Here is an 18,079-nt window from a genome sequence, read left to right as displayed (position 1 = left end):
GGTTCGTACGTACAACCATTCGGGCGAACACGTGAGTCAACACGGGTATGACTCACCGGAGACCCAGACGTGCCAGAGTGCTGGCGGCCGCCGCCGGCGCCGCGGTGCTCATATCGGGCATCGCCGTCGCCACGCAGGCCGCCGCGACGACGCCCACGGTCAGCTGCACCTCCGCCAAGGCGGGCCTGGCCGACAAGTTGAAGAAGGACATCACGGCGGCGCTCGCGACCCGCAAGGGAACCGTCGCGGTCGGCCTGTACGACCGTTCCACCAAAACCACCTGCACCCTGCGCGCCACCACCGCCTACGACTCGGCCAGCACGGTCAAGGTCACCGTTCTCGCCACGCTGCTGTGGGACGCGAAGAAGCACAACCGGTACCTGACGAGCACCGAGCAGTCGCTCGCCAAGGCCATGATCACGCAGTCGGACAACACCGCGACCAGCAAGCTGTGGAAGCAGCTGGGCCTGACGAAGATCAAGGGCTTCCTGGCCGCCGCCGGTATGACGAAGACCACGCCGGGCGCGGACGGCTACTGGGGCCTGACCCAGGAGAACGTCACCGACGAGCAGAAGCTGCTCAAGCTCATCACCGCCAAGAACACCGTGCTGAGCGACAGCTCCCGTGCCTACATCCTGAAGTTGATGGGCCAGGTCATCTCCTCGCAGCGCTGGGGCACGCCCGCGGGGGCGCCTTCCACCGTCGCCGTGCACGTCAAGAACGGCTGGCTGCAGCGCTCCACGCACGGCTGGCGGGTGCACAGCCTCGGCACGTTCAACGGGGCCGGCCACGACTACATGATCTCCGTGCTGACGCAGGACAACAGCACCATGGACTACGGCGTGACCACCATCCAGAACGTCGCCAAGGCCATCCACAAGGACCTGGTGCCGACGACGACGACCTCCGCCGTCACGCGCTACACCCCCACCACCGCGCCCAGCGAGGCGTACGTGGCGGTGCCGCCGCAGGGCTGACGCTTCACGAGGCGGTCTCCCGCGGGTCACCGGGCCGCCCTACGGCGACGCCCATGTGCCTGCGTACCGCACGCGCCACCGTCACCGCCGGCCCGGCGGCGGCCGCCTTTCCGGCCGCCGCCGGGTCCGCCGGTGCCATCGAGGGCGACGCGTCCGCCTGATCAGGAAGACCCTCGTCACCGACGTCACTGACGTCGCCGCCTGCCCCTCCCGCGGTGCCACTACAGACGACGCGGCTCCACTACCTGCGGGTACGCGTCTGATCCAGCTGCCGATCCGCATCCGATTGTTGCGGAGGGATGAAATCCGCTTCGTTGTGCGTTGGTGCCTTCCGGGAGACCGGAACTAACGGAGGGCACGGCGTGGCTGCGCAGCAGGGGGACAAACAGGGCTGGGCGCGGAGGCTCGCGGGCTATGCCTGGCGCTACCCGAAGGACGTGCTCCTGTCCCTCGGCTCCTCCCTCGCGGGCATGGCCGTCATGGCGGTCGTGCCGCTGATCACCAAGGTGATCATCGACGACGTGATCGGCGGCCACAGCCGCTCCATGGGCCCCTGGGCCGGCGCCCTGATCGGTGCCGCCGTGCTCGTCTACGCCTTCACCTACATCCGCCGCTACTACGGCGGCCGCCTCGCCCTCGACGTCCAGCACGACCTGCGGACCGAGATGTACGGCACGATCACCCGCCTCGACGGCCGACGCCAGGACGAGCTGTCCACCGGCCAGGTGGTCGGCCGTGCCACCAGCGACCTCCAGCTGATACAGGGCCTGCTCTTCATGCTGCCGATGACCATCGGCAACCTGCTGCTCTTCCTGATCTCCCTGGTGATCATGGCCTGGCTGTCGCTCCCGCTGACCCTGGTCGCCCTCGCCGTGGCCCCCGCGCTGGGCTGGATCGCCCGCCGCAGCCGCACCCGCCTCCACCCCGCCACCTGGTACGCCCAGGCCCAGGCCGCCGCCGTCGCGGGTGTCGTCGACGGCGCCGTCAGCGGCGTACGAGTGGTGAAGGGCTTCGGGCAGGAGGAGCAGGAGACCGGGAAGCTCAGGGAGGTCGGACGGCGGCTCTTCGCCGGGCGGCTGCGCACCATCGCGCTGAACAGCAAGTTCACCCCGGCCCTCCAGGCCGTCCCCGCCCTCGGCCAGGTGGCCATGCTGGCGCTGGGCGGCTGGCTCGCGGTGCGCGGGCACATCACCCTCGGCACCTTCGTCGCCTTCTCCACCTACCTCGCCCAGCTCGTCGGCCCGGTCCGCATGCTCGCCGTGGTCCTCACGGTCGGCCAGCAGGCCCGCGCGGGCACCGAGCGCGTCCTGGAGCTGATCGACACCGAGCCGACGTTCAAGGAGGGCACCAAGACCCTCCCCGCGGACGCGCCGGCGACCGTCGAGTTCGACGACGTGTCCTTCGGGTACGTCCACGAGCGCCCGGTTCTGGAGGGGCTGAGCTTCGAGATCCGCCCCGGCGAGACCCTCGCCGTCGTCGGCTCCTCCGGCTCCGGCAAGTCCACGGTCTCCCTCCTCCTGCCGCGCTTCTACGACGTCACCCACGGTGCCGTCCTGGTCGGCGGCCACGACGTGCGCGAGCTGACCCTGGACTCCCTCAGGGCCGCGATCGGCCTGGTCCCCGAGGACTCCTTCCTCTTCTCCGACACCGTGCGCAACAACATCGCGTACGGCCGCCCCGACGCGACCCAGGAGGAGATCGAGAAGGCCGCCCGCGCCGCCCAGGCGGACCGTTTCATCGCCGAGCTGCCCGACGGTTACGAAACCAAGGTCGGCGAGCACGGCCTCACCCTCTCCGGCGGCCAGCGCCAGCGCGTCGCGCTCGCCCGCGCCATCCTGACCGACCCGCGCCTGCTGGTCCTCGACGACGCGACCTCCGCCGTGGACGCCCGCGTCGAGCACGAGATCCACGAGGCGCTGAAGCAGGTCATGCAGGGCCGTACCACCCTCCTGATCGCCCACCGCCGCTCCACGCTCAACCTCGCGGACCGTATCGCCGTCCTCGACAGCGGCCGCCTGGCCGACATCGGCACCCACGAGGAACTGCAGGAGCGCTCCGCCCTCTACCGCCGTCTGCTCACCGACCCCGACGAGCTGGGCGGCGTCTCCCCGGGGCACGCCGAGCCCGCCCTGCCCCGCGAGGACACCACCGTCCGCGAGGAGCTGGACGCCGAGTTCGACGCCGAACGCGGGGTGACCCCCCGCCTGTGGACCGGCGACCGGGAGCCCAAGGACCAGGCGTTGTCCGGCACCCCGGCCACCCCCGAACTCCTCGCCCTGGTCGAGGCGCTCCCGCCGGCGACCGACACCCCCGACATCGACGAGGCGCGGGCGGTCCGGCCGGAGGACTCCTACGGCCTCAGGCACCTGCTGCGCGGCTTCGGCCTGCCCCTCCTCGCCAGCCTGCTGCTGGTCGCCGTGGACGCGGGCATGGGCCTGCTCCTGCCGATCATGATCCGGCACGGCATCGACCAGGGCGTCACCAGGTCGGCTCTCGGGGCCGTCTGGGCGGCGTCCCTGCTCGCCCTGCTCGCCGTGCTCGTCCAGTGGGCGGCCCAGACGGGCGAGACGCGGATGACCGGACGCACCGGCGAACGCGTCCTGTACTCCCTGCGCCTCAAGATCTTCGCCCAGCTCCAGCGCCTGGGCCTCGACTACTACGAGCGCGAGCTGACCGGCCGGATCATGACCCGGATGACGACGGACGTCGACGCGCTGTCGACGTTCCTGCAGACCGGACTGGTCACGGCGTTCGTCTCGGTCGTCACCTTCTTCGGCATCATGGGCGTCCTGCTGGTGCTCGACGTACAGCTGGCGCTCGTCGTCTTCGCCACGCTCCCCCCGCTGATCGTGGCCACCTACTTCTTCCGCCGGGCGAGCGTGAAGGCGTACGAGCTCGCCCGTGAGCGCGTGTCGGTGGTCAACGCGGACCTCCAGGAGTCCGTCTCCGGGCTGCGGATCGTGCAGGCCTTCCGGCGCGAGCAGGACGGCGGACGGCGGTTCGCGGAGCGCAGCGAAAGCTACCGGCGCGCCCGTATCCGCGGCCAGTGGCTGATATCCGTCTACTTCCCCTTCGTCCAGCTGCTCTCCTCGGTCGCGGCGGCCGCGGTCCTGATCGCGGGCGCGAGCCGGATCGAGGCGGCGACGCTCACCACGGGCGCGCTGGTCGCCTACCTCCTCTACATCGACCTGTTCTTCGCCCCCGTCCAGCAGCTCTCCCAGGTCTTCGACGGCTACCAGCAGGCGACCGTCTCCCTCGGCCGCATCCAGGAGCTGCTCCGGGAGCCGACGTCCACGAAGTCCGCCGAGGAGCCGCTCGACGTCCTCTCGCTCAGGGGCGACATCGCGTTCGAGGACGTGCGCTTCGCGTACGGCGCCGGCGACGGGGCCGAAGCGGCACTCACCGGCATCGACCTGACGATCCCGGCCGGACAGACCGTCGCCTTCGTCGGCGAGACGGGGGCCGGCAAGTCGACCCTGGTCAAGCTGGTGGCGCGGTTCTACGACCCGACGGGCGGCCGGGTGACGATCGACGGCACGGACCTGAGGGCGCTCGACCTCACGTCGTACCGCCACCGTCTCGGCGTCGTCCCGCAGGAGGCGTACCTCTTCCAGGGCACCGTCCGCGACGCCATCGCCTACGGCCGTCCCGACGCCACCGACGCCCAGGTGGAGGCGGCGGCCCGCGCGGTCGGCGCCCACGACATGATCGCCACGCTCGACGGCGGCTACCTCCACGAGGTCGCCGAGCGCGGCCGCAACCTCTCGGCGGGCCAGCGCCAGCTGATCGCCCTCGCCCGCGCCGAGCTGGTCGACCCCGACGTACTGCTCCTCGACGAGGCGACGGCGGCCCTGGACCTGGCGACGGAGGCACAGGTCAACCAGGCGACGGACCGCCTGACAGGCCGCCGTACCACGCTCGTGGTCGCCCACCGCCTCACCACCGCCGCCCGCGCGGACCGGGTCGTGGTCATGGATCACGGACGGGTCGCCGAGGACGGCACCCACGAGGAACTGCTCGCGCGGGGCGGCCGGTACGCCGAACTGTGGCGGACCTTCGTCGGTGGGGCCGAGCCGGAGGAGCCGGTCGGCGTGGCCCGCTGACGGCCGGTCGGCGTGGCCCGCTGACGCCCGGGGGACTGTCCTTCTGACGGTCGTGCAACCATCCGACGTACGTCGTGCGTCCGTACATCAGTACGTACATAGGTCGTGCATGGCTGCGGTACGGGAGGGACGACAGTGGACAGTGGTGCGATACGCCGGCGTCTGGCGCTCGGTATGGCCGTGCTGGCCGCTTCCGGGGCGCTGGCGCTCGTGGCACCGGGCAGCGCCCAGGCGGCGGACGGCTCCTGCGCCGGACGCAAGGTGAAGTCCCTGCCCTTCGCCACCGGTACCGTGCAGGTCTTCAGAAGCAACGGCTACGTCTGCGCGGTCACCGTCCCGGAGAACCCCGGCGCCAGGCGCACCATGTCGGTGAGCGTGCAGGCCCGCGGCAACCGGCCGGTCGTCGACAAGGGCCGGTACACGTTCCGCGCGGGCCCGGTGACGGTCCACGCCGGTCACCGCTGCGTGTGGGTGAAGGGTTCGGTCGGCGGCGGCTCGGTGAGCTCGGGCTGGATCCTGTGCTGACCCGCTGACGTCTCAACACCCCCTGGTGCGGCAGGTGTTGCTCCGATAGCTTCCGGCGCACATCTGTCTCACAGGGGAGTGTGCATGCGCAAGGCGCTCAGATGGCTGCTCGCGCTCACGGTGCTCATCGGCACGCTGAGCACGGCGGCCACGGCGGGGGCGGCCACCGCCGCCCGGCCGGAGGCCAACACAGCCGACATAAAGGACCGTCTCCTGGCGATACCGGGCATGACCCTGATCCAGGAGAAGCCCTTCACCGGCTACCGCTACTTCGTCCTGAACTACACCCAGCCCATCGACCACCGGCACCCGTCCAAGGGCACGTTCCAGCAGCGGATCACCGTGCTGCACAAGGACGTCAGCCGCCCCACGGTCTTCTACACCAGCGGCTACAACGTCTCCACGACCCCCAGCCGCCGTGAGCCGACCCAGATCGTGGACGGCAACCAGGTCTCCATGGAGTACCGCTTCTTCACTCCGTCCCGCCCCGACCCGGCCGACTGGACCAAGCTCGACATCTGGCAGGCGGCGAGCGACCAGCACCGCATCTTCAAGGCCCTGAAGTCGGTCTACACCGGCAACTGGCTGGCGACGGGCGGCTCGAAGGGCGGCATGACCGCCACCTACTACGAGCGCTTCTACCCCCACGACATGAACGGCGTGGTCGCGTACGTCGCCCCGAACGACGTCGTGAACGACGAGGACTCGGCCTACGACCGCTTCTTCGCCAACGTCGGCACCAAGGAGTGCCGGGACCGGCTGAACGCGGTCCAGCGGGAGGCGCTGGTGCGCCGTGAGCCGCTGGAGAAGAAGTACGCGCAGTACGCCGCCGACAATGGCTACACCTTCACCACCATCGGCAGCCTCGACAAGGCATACGAGGCGGTGGTCCTCGACTACGTCTGGGGCTTCTGGCAGTACAGCCTGCTGAAGGACTGCGACACGATCCCCGCGAACGCGGCGACCGCGACGGACGACGAGATCTGGAACTCGGTCGACACGATCTCCGGCTTCTCCGCCTACGCCGACCAGGGCCTGGAGCCGTACACCCCGTACTACTACCAGGCAGGCACGCAGCTGGGAGCGCCGACGATCCACTTCCCCGGCATCGAGAAGAACCTGATCCGCTACGGCTACCAGCCGCCGCGGAACTTCGTACCGAGCTCGATCCCGATGCGCTGGCAGCCGGGCGTCATGCGTGACGTGGACACCTGGGTCCGCCACCACGCCCGGCACATGCTCTTCGTCTACGGCCAGAACGACCCCTGGGGCTCGGAGCGTTTCCGGCCCGGCGCCGGCGCGCGCGACTCGTACGTCTTCACGGCACCAGGCCTGAACCACGGCGCGAACGTGGCCGGCCTGGTACCCGACGAGAAGGCCCTCGCCACGGCCCGGATCCTGGAGTGGGCGGGGGTCGCGTCGTCCGCGGTGCGGGCGGACCCGTCCGCGGCGAAGCCGCTGGCCCGCCATGACTCCAGGCTGGACGTACGGGACGTGGAGAGGGAGCCCGCGCTGCGGCCGTGACGCCGGGTACGACAGCTGCGACGGCGGGGCCGGCACGGCCGGACTCCGCCGTCGTGCTCATGGGCCGTGCGGTGTGGCCGGCCGGTGCCGGTGCCGGCGGTGGCGGTGGCGGTGGTGGTGGCAAGGGCGCGGCCGTCGGGGCCGAACGCCACCCTGTTCACCCGGGCCGTGTCACCCGCCGCGCGCACCCCACCGGTTCGTCGCCCCCCAGTTGCACGTACAGCGCGGTCGAGGCCGGGCACTCGGTGCGGCCGGTCACCGCCTTCGTGACCCGGTACTGGGGCTTGCGTCGTCCCGAGCCGTCGCAGGCCGTCTCGCGGACCTGGCCGCCGCCCGAGCCGTAGACACAGTCGCCGACGATCGTGCGGGGGCCGCCCCCTCCGCCGGGGTCGCCCGGGTGCGGGGGCTCGAGGTTGCGCATGCAGGCGTAGCCCTGGGGGATCGTCCCGTCGCCGTCCTCGTCGCTCGACGGGCGCTGTTCGCTGATGTGGAGCACGAAGTCGGTCGTCGCCGGGCAGAGGGGACCGTCGCTCATCCTGCCGTCGTAGCGGGCGACGACCCGGGCGGCCGCCCGTTCACCGGTGCACGGCACCTCGGTGAAGCTCGTCGTGCCGAAGGAGCTGCACTCGTCCACCGCGAGGAACTGGACGCCGTACCCGGAGGCCTGGCCGGCCGTCGGTTTCGCGCCGGTCCCTTCGGTGCCCGGCGATCGCCCGCAGCCCGCCGTCAGCAGGGCGACGACCAGCACCGGCACTGCGCACACCACCCCCACGGACCCTCTCCCGCGCATCGCCATCCCCCCAGACACCTCGGCCCAGCGTGGCCCGCGACAGCGGGCACACGCCAGAGGTGTGGGATGCTTTCCGCCTGTTGGGGGCGTTACGCCCGGTCTGGGGCGTACGTCTGGTACGACAGGCCGTGGCCGATGGGGTACAGCACCTGTGCCGGATCGTCCGCCCGCTGCACCGGCACCGGCAGCCTCCCGCGCGGATTCACCCGCCCGGCGATGACCCGCGCGGCGGCGCGCAGCTCGACGTCGGTCCAGGAGTAGGTGGCCAGGCAGCCCGGCACGGAGGGCAGGTGCGCCACGTCGTACGGATTGCGGACGGCGACCGCCACCACCGGCCTGCCCGTCCCCACCAGCCGCTCCACCAGCGTCTTCTGGCTGTCGGCCGCCGTGACGTTGTACGTCCCCACGACCACCGCGTCCGCGTCCCGCGCCGCCGTGACGGCCTTGTCGATGGTCGCCGCGGAGGGCGCCGTGCCGGTCGGCAGGGCGGTGGCCGTGAAGCCCAGCTCGGTCAGGGCGCCGGCCAGGACCGTGGTGGGCGGGCCCGTGGTGCCGGACGGGGAGGCGGGATCGGCGCCCACGACCAGGATCCTGGCGTGCGTACGACGGGACAGCGGAAGGACTCCGCCCGCGTTGACCAGGAGGGTCGTCGTCCGCTCGGCGATGCGGTCGGCCGCCCTCAGGTGCGCGGCCGTGCCCACCACGCGGTCGATGCCCGCCTCGTCGACGTACGGGCGGTCGAGCAGGCCCAGCCGCGCCTTCAGCCGCAGGATCCGCAGGATCGACTCGTCGAGCCGTGCCTCGGTGAGTTCGCCGTCCTGTACGGCCTTCAGGACGGCGTTCCAGGCCACGTCCAGCTTCGGCGGGTTGAGGAGCTGGTCGACGCCCGCCTTCAGGGCGAGCACCGGCACCCGGTCGTCCCCGTACTTCGTCCGTACGCCCTCCATGCCGAGGGAGTCGGTCACCACGACCCCGTCGTAGCCCAGTTCCTCGCGGAGGATGCCGGTGAGGACGGGACGGGAGAGGGTGGCCGGGTCGCCGGAGCCGTCGAGGGCCGGGAACTGGATGTGAGCGGACATGATCGAGTCGATGCCGGCCGCGATCGCCGCCCGGAAGGGCACCGCGTCCAGCCGCTCCCACAGCTCCCGGCTGTGCGTGATGACCGGGAAGCCGGTGTGGCTGTCGACGGCGGTGTCGCCGTGCCCGGGGAAGTGCTTGGCGGTGGCCGCTACCCCGGCGGACTGATACCCACTCACCTCGGCCGCCACGAGACCGGCGACCGCGCCCGGGTCGGCGCCGAAGGACCGCACGCCGATGACCGGGTTGGCCGGGTTCACGTTCACATCGGCGTCGGGGGAGTAGTCCTGCAGGATGCCGAGCGCGCGCAGCTCGGCCCCGGAGACGCGGCCGAGGGTGCGGGCGTCGGCGTGGGAGCCGCCCGCCCCGATGGCCATGGCGCCCGGGAAGAGGGTGGCGGGCTTGCCGACCCGGCAGACGATGCCGTGCTCCTGGTCGGTGGCGATGAGGACGGGCAGGCCGCGCGGCTGCTCCAGCGAGGCGTGCTGGATCCCGTTGGACAGGGCCGCGATCTGGTGCGGATCCCGGGTGTTGTGGGCCCAGGTGAAGTAGATGATGCCGCCGACGCGGTACCTGGCGATGAGCTCGGCGGCCGTGCGGACCCCGATCTCCTTGAGGTTGGTGTCGATGTCGGCCTGGTCGGGGGCGGTGGCGGAGTGGCCGTAGACCCGCATGACGAAGAGCTGGCCGACCTTTTCCTGGAGTGTCATGCGGGAGACGATGGCGCGGAGCTTCTTGTCGCCCGGGGTGCCTGCATGGGCGTCGGTCCCGATCGCCAGGGCCGCGGTGACGCCCGCGGTGGCGGCGAGGACGGTACGTCTGGAGGGCACGTGCGCTCCTTCCGGGGGTGATCCACTGAAGGAAACTTCCGTGGTGTCAGCAATATCCGGAAGGTTTCTGCCAGTCAAGGGAACGCGCACGGGGTCAGCCCGGTGAGGGACCGTCATCGGCGCTGTTGGAGGGGGGCGCGCCGATGACGGTGTGCTGCCGGCCGCGGTACGGCGGAGAGGGTGGTCAGCAATCGCAGCCAGCAGCGAGGGCCGACACCGCACCGCGGTGACTCATCCGGCAGCCTGCGGGTTGGACGAAGGGGAGAGGGGCCGGGTTCCCCGGTCGCGGGCGATTCCCGGAAGTCGGTGAAGGGGTGGCCTGCGGGGCGCGTGGGCCGACACCCGTGGCCAGTGTTCCTGCAGCGTGCGCACGGTCTCCGCGATCGCCGGCCGCCGCGCGGCCCCCGTGCGCCACAGCGCGTACAGCCGTCGTACGGGCATGGGGTCGAGGGGCACCTCCACGACCCCCTCGGGCAGCGGGCCGCGGCCGAGCCGCGGGATGAGGGCGATGCCCAGGCCGGCGCCGACCAGCGCGACCAGGGTCGGGTTCTCCTCGGCCTGGTGGACGAGGTCCGGCTCATGTCCGGCCGCGCGCAGCGTGCGCACCAGCCAGTCGTGGCAGACCCGCCCGGGCGGCTGGCAGATCCACCGCTCACCGCCCAGCTCCTCCCGCTTCACAGCCGTACGCCCGGCGAAGGGATGCCCCTCGGGCACGAGCAGATCGCACAGGTCGTCCCCGACGACCGCCTGCTCCACGCCGGCCGGAGCGGGCAGCGGCGCGATGTCCCAGTCGTGCGCGACGGCGAGGTCGACGGCGCCCTTGGCGACCAGGTCGACGGAGAGATGCGGGTCGACCTCGCTGAGCCGGGCGTCGAGGGCGGGGTGCCTCTGCGCCAGGTCGGCCAGTACGGAGGGCATCAGCCCGCGCGCGGCCGACGGGAACGCGGCGACGGTCAGCCGCCCGGCGGGCACCCCGCGCCGCTCCTCCAACTCGGTCTCGGCCCGCTCCACGATCGCCAGCAACTGCTGTGCGGTGGCGGCGAGCCGGTGGGCCTCGGGGGTCAGCCGCACCCCCCGCCCCTCGCGTTCGAGCAGCACGGTCCTGGTCTCCCGCTCCAGCTTGGCGATCTGCTGCGACACGGCCGACGGGGTGTACCCGAGCGCGGCGGCCGCGGCGCCGACGGTGCCGTGGACGGAGACGGCGTGCAGGGCGCGGAGGCGCTGGAGATCGAGCATGACCCCTCCCGTGATGAGCGTCCGGTCAGCATCTCATTAGCACTGCTTAATCCAACAATGCAGCGATCATCGCTGGTGCTTCACGGTCAGGGAAGTGATGCTCGACGCATGCGACCCTCCCACCTCGCCCTCGCCGTGCTCGTCACCGCCGTCTGGGGCGTCAACTTCACCGTCATCGAGATCGGCCTCGACCACTTCCCGCCCCTGCTCTTCTCGGCCCTGCGCTTCCTGGCGGCGGCGGTCCCCGCGGTCTTCCTCGTGGGCCGTCCGAAGGTGGCGTGGAAGTGGATCGTCGGGGTGGGGCTGGTGCTGGGGGTGGCCAAGTTCGGACTGCTCTTCGTCGCGATGGACGCGGGGATGCCGGCGGGTCTGTCGTCGCTGGTCCTGCAGATCCAGGCGGTGTTCACAGCGGCCATCGCCGCTGTCGTACTGGGCGAACGCCCCTCTCCCGTACGGCTCTCGGGCATGCTGGTGGCCCTGGCCGGGATCGGTGTGGCCGCGGTGGACGAGGGGACCTCGGGTCCGCTGGGCGCCTTCGCCCTGGTCGTCGCTGCGGCCGCCTGCTGGGGCGCGTCGAACGTCCTCACTCGCAAGGCGGCGCCCCCGGACGCCCTGAACTTCATGGTGTGGGTGAGCACGGTCCCGGTGCTGCCGCTGCTCGGTCTGTCGTTGCTGCTGGAGGGGCCTGCCGCGGACAACGAGGCGCTGCGCGGCCTGGACTGGCAGGGCGCGGGCACGGTCGTGTACGTCGCCTGGGTCACGACGGTGTTCGGTTTCGGCGCCTGGGGCTGGCTGCTGCGCCGCCACCCCGCCTCCACCGTCGCCCCCTTCTCCCTCCTCGTCCCGGTGTTCGGGATGTCGTCGGCGGCGCTGTTCCTGGGCGAGTCGGTGAGCCCGCTGCGCTGGTGCGCGGCGGCGCTGCTGGTGGGCGGGGTGGCGCTGACGTCACTGGCTCCCGCCCGCCGTGCCGCGGTCCATCCGGTGGACGGGCCGGCGCCGGAGCCGGCGCTCGGGCGATCATGACGTCATGCCGCGGCGATCGCCCCCTTCGCCTCCGGACCGGTCCGGATCGAGGACGTGGCGAACACGCGGGTGAAGGAGTGCGACCGCCTGGAGGCGTGCGCGGAGAACCTGCGGCGGCTCGGGGTGGAGGTGACGACAGGCCCGGACTGGATCGGGATTCAGCCAGGGGTGCCCGCGTCGCGTGGCGGCGCGGAGATCAAGACGTACGGCGACCACCGCATCGTGATGTCCTTCGCGGTGACCGGGCTGCGGGTGCCGGGTGTGTCGTTCGACGACCCGGGGTGCGTGCGGAAGACGTTTCCCGGGTTCCACGAGGCGTTCGCGCGGTTGCGGACGGGGCTGCCGGGCTGAGCGATCAGCCGCGAATCTCGATATGGGCGAAGGCGTCGCCCCGGCCGCCGTCCCTCAGGTGGGTCACGCCCAGACCGGCGAGCCGCAGGGTCTGGCCGTCGCGGACGCCCGCGGGAATGCGGATGGTCTTCGGGCCGTCCAGGGACTGCAGGGTGATGACGTCCCCTGCTCTCTCCGCGATCTGGGGGATGGTCACGGTGCAGTGCAGGTCGTCGCCCCTGCGCTCGAACACGGAGTGCGGCAGTTCCACGATCTCGACGTAGAGGTCGCCCGAGGGGCCGCCACCGCGGCCGACCTCCCCCTCACCGGCGAGCTGGATCCTGGTGCCGTTGTCGACACCCGCCGGAATCTTGACCGTCAGCGTGCGGCGGGAGCGGATCCGGCCGTCGCCGCCGCATTCGACGCAGGGATGGAGCAGGCGTACGCCGGTGCCGTCGCACTTGGGGCAGTCCTTGCCGGGCCGCCCCCACATCGTGGCCTCCGTGCCGTTCCCGCCACAGGAATCGCAGGTCATGGGAACGGTTGCGGTCGTCGCGCCTGAGCCGGTGCAAGCCGGGCACAGGATCGCCGTGTCGACGGTGAGGTCCTTGGTCGTGCCGAACGCGGTCTCCTCCAAGGTGAGTTCGACGCGGATCAAGGCGTCCAGACCCCGCCAAGCACCCCGCCGGGTGCTCGGCAGGGACGGTGGCCGCTCCGGCTGCGCGGGCGGGGTCTGGGGGCGCGGCGGAACGTGGGCGGTCCGCGCGGACGGCATGCCGGGGCTCCCCGCGTGTTCCCGCACGCCCACCGCTCGCGCGATCGTGACCTGGTACTCCAGATCCGCCCACATCCGCGGGCGCTGCTTCACCCCCGCGCGGTGCAGGGACTCGTACACGTAGTCGTACAGTTCCGTGACCGTGATCCGCCCGTCGCGGTTCAGATCCGCCGCACCGGTGACCAGCCCCTCGATCAGCGCGCCGGTGAAACGTGAGGGCTGCGGCACCTTGGACTCGACGCGCTCGCCCTCCCAGGCGTACTCGGTGCGGCTGGTCGCGGTCAGGACGACGCGGCCGTGGCCGCCGAGTTCGTCGCGTAGGTGGATCTGGTCGTCGCCCTTGGCGCCGTGCAGGAAGGCACCGCTGTAGCAGCAGTCGAGGAACACGACGATGGTGCGGGCCCGGCAGCGTTCCATGCGGTCGCGCAGAAAGGCCGCCGGGACCGCGGTGGAGGCGGGCAGCTCGCGGTCCGTGTCGCGCGCGGCGAAGTGCAGGTGGCCGTCGTCGTCCTTGATGCCGTGACAGGACACGTGCAGCAGGAGCAGGTCGTCCCTGCTGCGGTTCATGAAGAAGCGTTCCACCGAGCGCATCACCTGATGCGCGGGGGCGTCCCGCACCTGCTCGGCGTGGAAACCGCCGATGCGGGGGTCGGTGAGCACCTGGGCGAGGCCCGCGCAGTCCTGTCCGGGGGAGCGCAGGGCGCTCAGCGTCCCGTCGTCGTACGTCCCGGTCGCGATGAGGAGAGCGTCCCTGCGGCCCTGGCCGAGGGGGAAGTCGGTCATCTTTTCCGGCCTACTCCTGGGTGGCGGCGGCCGGTTCTCCGGCACCGTGACCGCCATCGTCATCGTCACTGTGACTGTCCGTACTCGCCGTGCTTGCCAGGAAGGCCTCCACCAGGCGCTGTTGCTGCTCCGCGGTGGCGTGGTTGAGCTCCAGGGTGCGGCCGTCGACGTCGACCTTGACCGTGCGCACGGGGCGGTTCCGCATCCAGGTCTCCACCAGGCGCAGAGCCGGCCGGAGCACAGCGGGCGCGAGGCTCACGGCGAGCGCGCCGACCGCGATGAGCTCACCCGGCTTGGCACCCTCGGGCACCGGCCCGTCGGACCGCCCGACCCGTACGTCGTCCACGTCCAGTTCGAGTAGCCGCCGTCTCAACTGCGCGGTGAGCTCGTCGAGTTCCTCCTGATCGACGTCGGCCCCACCCGACACGACCAGACGCATACCGCTGCCTGCGGCCATCTCGTCCCCCTGTAGCTGAGCAGCCATCAGTCTAGGGGGAAGGCCCATGCCGGAAAGGTGAGTTGTTCCCGTCCGGGGCTGATGACGCCTGCTATTTCGTTCGACGGCGTCGGGCCGGTGCGCAAGACTCCGGGCATGACGTTCGCTTTGGCAGGGCCGGTTCTGGAGGGGGCGCTGGTGCGCCTGGAGCCGCTGGGGCATCGGCACGCGGCTGAGCTGGCGGTGGCGGCGGAGGAGGACCGGGGGACCTACGGGTTCACCTGGGTGCCGAGGGGCGACGAGGTCGGCAGCTACATCGACGCGCAGCTCGCCCGCGCGGCGACGGGACAGCTGGCGCCGTACGCGCAGGTGTCGGTGGCGACGGGGCGTGCGGTGGGGGCCACGTCGTACTGGGACCCGCGGTGCTGGCGGACGGATGACCAGCTCGATGCCGTCGAGGTGGGCTTCACCTGGCTCGGCGCGTCCGCGCAGGGCACGGGTGTGAACGCCGAGGCCAAGCTTCTGCTGTTCGGGCACGCCTTCGAGAAGTGGGGCGTGTCCCGTGTGGACCTGAAGACGGACGCCCGCAACAGCCGCTCCCGCGCGGCGATGGAACGCGCGGGCGCGCGCTTCGAGGGCGTGCTGCGGAACTGGTCCCGCTCCTGGGCGCCGGGTGAGGAGGGACGGTTGCGCGACAGCGCGATGTTCTCGATCACGGCGGAGGAGTGGCCGGAGTGCCGGGGGCGGCTGGAGGAACGGGTGGCGGGGTTCCTGACCCGGGCGGTCTGAGACCTGCCCCGGTCGGAGATCATTCGTTCCATGACCACGCGCTCCTTCCTCATTCTCCACGGCTGGCAGAACCACCGCCCCGAGGACCACTGGCAGCACTGGCTGGCCGACCGGCTCACCGAGCTGGGACACCGGGTCACCTATCCGCAGCTGCCCGACCCCGACGACCCCGGCCTCGACGTCTGGCTCGGCGAACTCGCCCGCCACCTCGGCGGACTCGACCCGGCCGGGGAGCGGGTCGTCCTCGCCCACAGTGCCTCCGCAGTGCTGTGGCTGCACGCGGCCGCCCGGGGGATGAAGGAGCAGCGGGACATGGACCGGGTGCTGCTCGTCGCACCGCCCTCGGCCTCCGTGCTCGTACGGCATCCGGAGATCGCGGAGTTCGCCCCGCCCGCCCTGGACTTCACCCTCCCCGGGCCCACCCGGCTCGTCGCCGGCGACGACGACCCGTACTGCCCCGAGGGCGCGCGGGCCGTCTTCGGCGACCCCCTCGGCATTCCCACGGAGATCATCCCGGGCGTCGGCCACCTCGACCTCGTCGCGGGTTACGGCTCCTGGCCCGCCGTACTGGAGTGGTGCCTGGACGCCTCCGCGCCGCTCACCGCTCGTCCGGCGGCGGGGTAGCCCCCTCGCGCAGCTCCGGTGTCGAAGCGCCCACCGCCGCGACCGCCAGCAGGCACAGCAGGCCGCCGCTGATCAGGGCGGTGGCGCCGGAGGTCCAGCCGGCGACCAGGCCGCCGCGCACGTTGCCGAGGCTGGGGCCCGCGTGGCCGACGATCATCTCCGCCGCCGTGACCCGGCCCAGGAGGGCGTCGGGAGTGCGAGTCTGCACGATCGTGGAGCGCGAGACGACGGACAGGGCGTCGGCCGCTCCGGCCACGACCAGCAGGCCGAGGCCGGTCCACGGGTCGGTGGACATGCCGAAGAGGACGAGCGCGGCGCCCCAGGTCCCGGCCCCGCACAGCATCACCCGGCCCGGCCGCCCGAACCGGGTGACCCAGCCGGACAGGGCCGTCGCCCCTATGCCGCCGATCGCCAACGCGGACAGGAAGAGGCCCAGCGTGCGCGGGTTGTCACCAAAGCGCTCCGCGTTGACCAGGGGGAAGAGGCTGACCGGGAAGGACAGGATGGTTGCGGCCAGGTCGGTCAGCAGAGCGCCCCGCACCACCCGGTGCCCGGCCAGGAACCGCAGGCCGTCCAGCACACCGTGCAGGCCCGACCGGGACGGCTCGCCCTCGGGCTGCAGCGCGGGCAGGCCGAAGGCGCCGTAGAAGGCGAGGGCGAAGCTCAGGGCGTCCAGGAGGTAGCACGCGCCGATGCCCAGCCAGCCCAGCAGGACGCCGGCCAGCGCCGGGCCGAGCAGCAGCATCGACTGGCCGGTGATCTGGTTGAGGGCCAGTCCGGCGGCCACCTGGTCCTTGGGCAGCAGGCGGGGGAGGAAGACGCCCTGCGCCGGTGCGCCGAGCGCGCCGAAGAACGACTGCACGGCGACCAGGGCGAGGACGGCGGTCACCGGGACGTGTCCGGTGAAGCCCTGCACGGCGAGGAGAGCGGAGCAGGCCGCCTGGCCGACGGTCGCCGTCAGGAAGATCCGGCGCCGGTCGGCCCGGTCCACCCACGCCCCGGCGAACAGCCCGAACGCCACCAGCGGCAGCGCCTGCGCCAGACCCACCGCGCCGCTCCAGGCCGCGCTGTGGGTCATGTCCCAGACCTGGTACATGACGGTGACCAGGGTCATGGAGCTGCCGAGCGTGGACACCGTCCGCCCGATCAGCAACCGCCGGAATGCGGGGGAGGTGCGCAGCGGCCCGACGTCGATGAGGGATCGCGTCAGGCTCATGAGGGTATGACGGGGTGCGGTGGGGCGGGTGGGTGAATCACCGGGGGAGGCTAACCAGGGCTCCGCCACCTGGGCCACTCAATAACGCGGGCCACTCGACAACGGGGCATTCGACATAACGAGGGCCACTCGACAACGGGGCGTTCGACAACGAGGGACTCAACAACGGGCCACTCGACAACGGGCCACTCGACAACGGGCCACTCGACAACAAAGGCGCCGCTCTCAAGCGGCATCGCTGAGCAGCCGTCCGAGATGCTCGCGGCCCGTGCCCAGCAGCTCCGGAAGCGGGGGCGCCGCCTCGTACCACCGCTTCTCGTACTCCCAGCACAGCCAGCCCTCCCAGCCGTGCCGGCAGAGCACGTCCACGCACTCGGTGAGCGGCAGCACGCCGGAACCGAGCGGCAGCGGGGTGGTGTCCTCGGCCGAGGCGATGTCCTTGACCTGGACGTATCCGAGATACGGGGAGAGCGCCGCGTAGGTCTCCGAGGGCTGCTCGCCGCCCAGCCAGGTGTGCATCACGTCCCACAGCGCACCGACCTGGCGGTGGCCGACCCGGCCCAGGACCCGGATCGCGTCGGCGCCGGTGCGGTGCGAGTCGTGGGTTTCGAGGAGGATGCGGACACCGAGCGCGGAGGCGTGCTCGGCGGCGGTGCCGAGCCGGCGGGCGGCCGTGGCGTCGGCCTCGTCCCGGGGCCGGCCGGGGTCGGCTCCGGGGAAGACCCGTACGAAGGGGGCGCCGACATCGTGCGCCAGGTCGAGGAGCCCGCGGAGCTCGTCGAGCACCGGGCCGTCGTCACCCGGCGCCGCGACGCGCGTGTACCCGGCGAGCCCCACGATCTCGATCCCCGCCGCCTTGAACTCGGCGGCGACGTCCTCCCGCTCGGCCGGTCCGAGGCCGGGGTGCACCGGCTCCTCCGGGTGGGTGCGCAGCTCGACGCCGTGATAGCCGTGTGCGGCCGCGAGCGCCAGTACCTCCGGTACGGGCAGGCCGGGTACACCGAGGGTGGAGAAGGCGAGCTTCATGTCTACGGACCCTAC

Annotated in this window: 13 protein-coding genes and 3 pseudogenes; 8 read left to right on the top strand and 8 right to left on the bottom strand. The window is 71.9% G+C overall.

Annotated elements, in window-relative coordinates:
- Positions 1–47: 47 nt before the first annotated feature.
- From ACIPSA_RS05355 to ACIPSA_RS05340, 4 genes are all read left to right on the top strand, one after another.
- A complete protein-coding gene (locus ACIPSA_RS05355; RefSeq protein ID WP_402628867.1) occupies positions 48–977 on the top strand; it encodes a serine hydrolase in 930 nt (309 codons plus the stop codon).
- A 362-nt stretch (positions 978–1,339) separates the two neighbouring features.
- A complete protein-coding gene (locus ACIPSA_RS05350; RefSeq protein ID WP_402628865.1) occupies positions 1,340–5,080 on the top strand; it encodes an ABC transporter ATP-binding protein in 3,741 nt (1,246 codons plus the stop codon).
- Between the two features lie 135 nt (positions 5,081–5,215).
- Positions 5,216–5,605 carry a hypothetical protein gene (locus ACIPSA_RS05345; RefSeq protein WP_402628863.1) on the top strand — a complete coding sequence of 130 codons (390 nt, stop codon included), beginning with the start codon at positions 5,216–5,218 and terminating at the stop codon, positions 5,603–5,605.
- Positions 5,606–5,689: 84 nt separating this feature from the next.
- Complete coding sequence (locus ACIPSA_RS05340; RefSeq protein ID WP_402628861.1) at positions 5,690–7,129, top strand: S28 family serine protease; 1,440 nt, start codon at positions 5,690–5,692, stop codon at positions 7,127–7,129.
- 157 nt (positions 7,130–7,286) lie between these two features.
- Here the strand turns inward: ACIPSA_RS05340 and ACIPSA_RS05335 are convergent, their stop codons facing one another.
- The 3 genes from ACIPSA_RS05335 to ACIPSA_RS05325 form a co-directional block, all read right to left on the bottom strand.
- Positions 7,287–7,919, bottom strand: coding sequence for a hypothetical protein (locus ACIPSA_RS05335; protein ID WP_402629509.1), 633 nt, complete (start codon positions 7,917–7,919; stop codon positions 7,287–7,289).
- Between the two features lie 89 nt (positions 7,920–8,008).
- The gene (locus ACIPSA_RS05330) at positions 8,009–9,826 is read right to left on the bottom strand and encodes a glycoside hydrolase family 3 protein (protein WP_402628859.1); all 1,818 of its coding nucleotides are present in this window, start codon (positions 9,824–9,826) and stop codon (positions 8,009–8,011) included.
- A gap of 231 nt (positions 9,827–10,057) precedes the next feature.
- The gene (locus ACIPSA_RS05325; RefSeq protein ID WP_402628857.1) at positions 10,058–11,062 is read right to left on the bottom strand and encodes a LysR family transcriptional regulator; all 1,005 of its coding nucleotides are present in this window, start codon (positions 11,060–11,062) and stop codon (positions 10,058–10,060) included.
- Positions 11,063–11,170: 108 nt separating this feature from the next.
- Here ACIPSA_RS05325 and ACIPSA_RS05320 point away from each other — a divergent pair, with 108 nt between their 5' ends.
- Positions 11,171–12,085, top strand: a complete 915-nt coding sequence (locus ACIPSA_RS05320) for an EamA family transporter (RefSeq protein WP_402628855.1) — start codon at positions 11,171–11,173, stop codon at positions 12,083–12,085.
- A 9-nt stretch (positions 12,086–12,094) separates the two neighbouring features.
- Positions 12,095–12,436: pseudogene (locus tag ACIPSA_RS05315) on the top strand (3-phosphoshikimate 1-carboxyvinyltransferase); the annotation flags it as partial.
- Positions 12,437–12,449: 13 nt separating this feature from the next.
- Here the strand turns inward: ACIPSA_RS05315 and ACIPSA_RS05310 are convergent.
- The 3 genes and pseudogenes from ACIPSA_RS05310 to ACIPSA_RS05300 form a co-directional block, all read right to left on the bottom strand.
- Positions 12,450–13,088: pseudogene (locus ACIPSA_RS05310) on the bottom strand (DnaJ C-terminal domain-containing protein); the annotation flags it as partial.
- Between the two features lie 177 nt (positions 13,089–13,265).
- Positions 13,266–13,973, bottom strand: a pseudogene (locus ACIPSA_RS05305) (caspase domain-containing protein); the annotation flags it as partial.
- A 10-nt stretch (positions 13,974–13,983) separates the two neighbouring features.
- Entirely contained in the window at positions 13,984–14,457 is a 474-nt protein-coding gene (locus ACIPSA_RS05300; protein WP_402628853.1) for a hypothetical protein, read from the bottom strand.
- A gap of 108 nt (positions 14,458–14,565) precedes the next feature.
- Between ACIPSA_RS05300 and ACIPSA_RS05295 the strand changes: the two genes are divergently transcribed.
- On the top strand, positions 14,566–15,198 hold the full coding sequence (locus tag ACIPSA_RS05295) for a GNAT family N-acetyltransferase (protein ID WP_402628851.1): 633 nt from the start codon (positions 14,566–14,568) through the stop codon (positions 15,196–15,198).
- Positions 15,199–15,228: 30 nt separating this feature from the next.
- Complete coding sequence (locus tag ACIPSA_RS05290; protein ID WP_402628849.1) at positions 15,229–15,822, top strand: RBBP9/YdeN family alpha/beta hydrolase; 594 nt, start codon at positions 15,229–15,231, stop codon at positions 15,820–15,822.
- Here ACIPSA_RS05290 and ACIPSA_RS05285 read toward each other — a convergent pair.
- Together ACIPSA_RS05285 and ACIPSA_RS05280 are read right to left on the bottom strand one after the other, a co-directional pair.
- Positions 15,797–17,038: an MFS transporter gene (locus ACIPSA_RS05285; RefSeq protein ID WP_402628847.1), complete on the bottom strand. Its 1,242-nt coding sequence runs from the start codon at positions 17,036–17,038 to the stop codon at positions 15,797–15,799. The two genes, ACIPSA_RS05290 and ACIPSA_RS05285, sit on opposite strands and share 26 nt — an antisense overlap.
- Positions 17,039–17,263: 225 nt before the next feature.
- Positions 17,264–18,064, bottom strand: coding sequence for a sugar phosphate isomerase/epimerase family protein (locus tag ACIPSA_RS05280; protein ID WP_402628846.1), 801 nt, complete (start codon positions 18,062–18,064; stop codon positions 17,264–17,266).
- Between the last annotated feature and the right edge of the window lie 15 nt (positions 18,065–18,079).

The organism is Streptomyces sp. NPDC086549, from assembly GCF_044746205.1.
GTDB lineage: Bacteria > Actinomycetota > Actinomycetes > Streptomycetales > Streptomycetaceae > Streptomyces.
The sequence above is the reverse complement of the archived record's forward strand: the minus strand, read 5'-3'. Positions and strand labels throughout refer to the sequence as shown.

What these genes read in the sequence shown, in the direction of transcription:
- ACIPSA_RS05320 (WP_402628855.1), top strand. Translation starts at nt 11,171, where the DNA reads ATGCGACCCTCCCACCTCGCCCTCGCCGTGCTCGTCACCGCCGTCTGG.
- ACIPSA_RS05325 (WP_402628857.1), bottom strand. Translation starts at nt 11,062, where the DNA reads ATGCTCGATCTCCAGCGCCTCCGCGCCCTGCACGCCGTCTCCGTCCAC.
- ACIPSA_RS05285 (WP_402628847.1), bottom strand. Translation starts at nt 17,038, where the DNA reads ATGAGCCTGACGCGATCCCTCATCGACGTCGGGCCGCTGCGCACCTCC.
- ACIPSA_RS05295 (WP_402628851.1), top strand. Translation starts at nt 14,566, where the DNA reads ATGACGTTCGCTTTGGCAGGGCCGGTTCTGGAGGGGGCGCTGGTGCGC.
- ACIPSA_RS05335 (WP_402629509.1), bottom strand. Translation starts at nt 7,919, where the DNA reads ATGCGCGGGAGAGGGTCCGTGGGGGTGGTGTGCGCAGTGCCGGTGCTG.
- ACIPSA_RS05290 (WP_402628849.1), top strand. Translation starts at nt 15,229, where the DNA reads ATGACCACGCGCTCCTTCCTCATTCTCCACGGCTGGCAGAACCACCGC.
- ACIPSA_RS05300 (WP_402628853.1), bottom strand. Translation starts at nt 14,457, where the DNA reads ATGGCTGCTCAGCTACAGGGGGACGAGATGGCCGCAGGCAGCGGTATG.
- ACIPSA_RS05280 (WP_402628846.1), bottom strand. Translation starts at nt 18,064, where the DNA reads ATGAAGCTCGCCTTCTCCACCCTCGGTGTACCCGGCCTGCCCGTACCG.
- ACIPSA_RS05340 (WP_402628861.1), top strand. Translation starts at nt 5,690, where the DNA reads ATGCGCAAGGCGCTCAGATGGCTGCTCGCGCTCACGGTGCTCATCGGC.
- ACIPSA_RS05355 (WP_402628867.1), top strand. Translation starts at nt 48, where the DNA reads ATGACTCACCGGAGACCCAGACGTGCCAGAGTGCTGGCGGCCGCCGCC.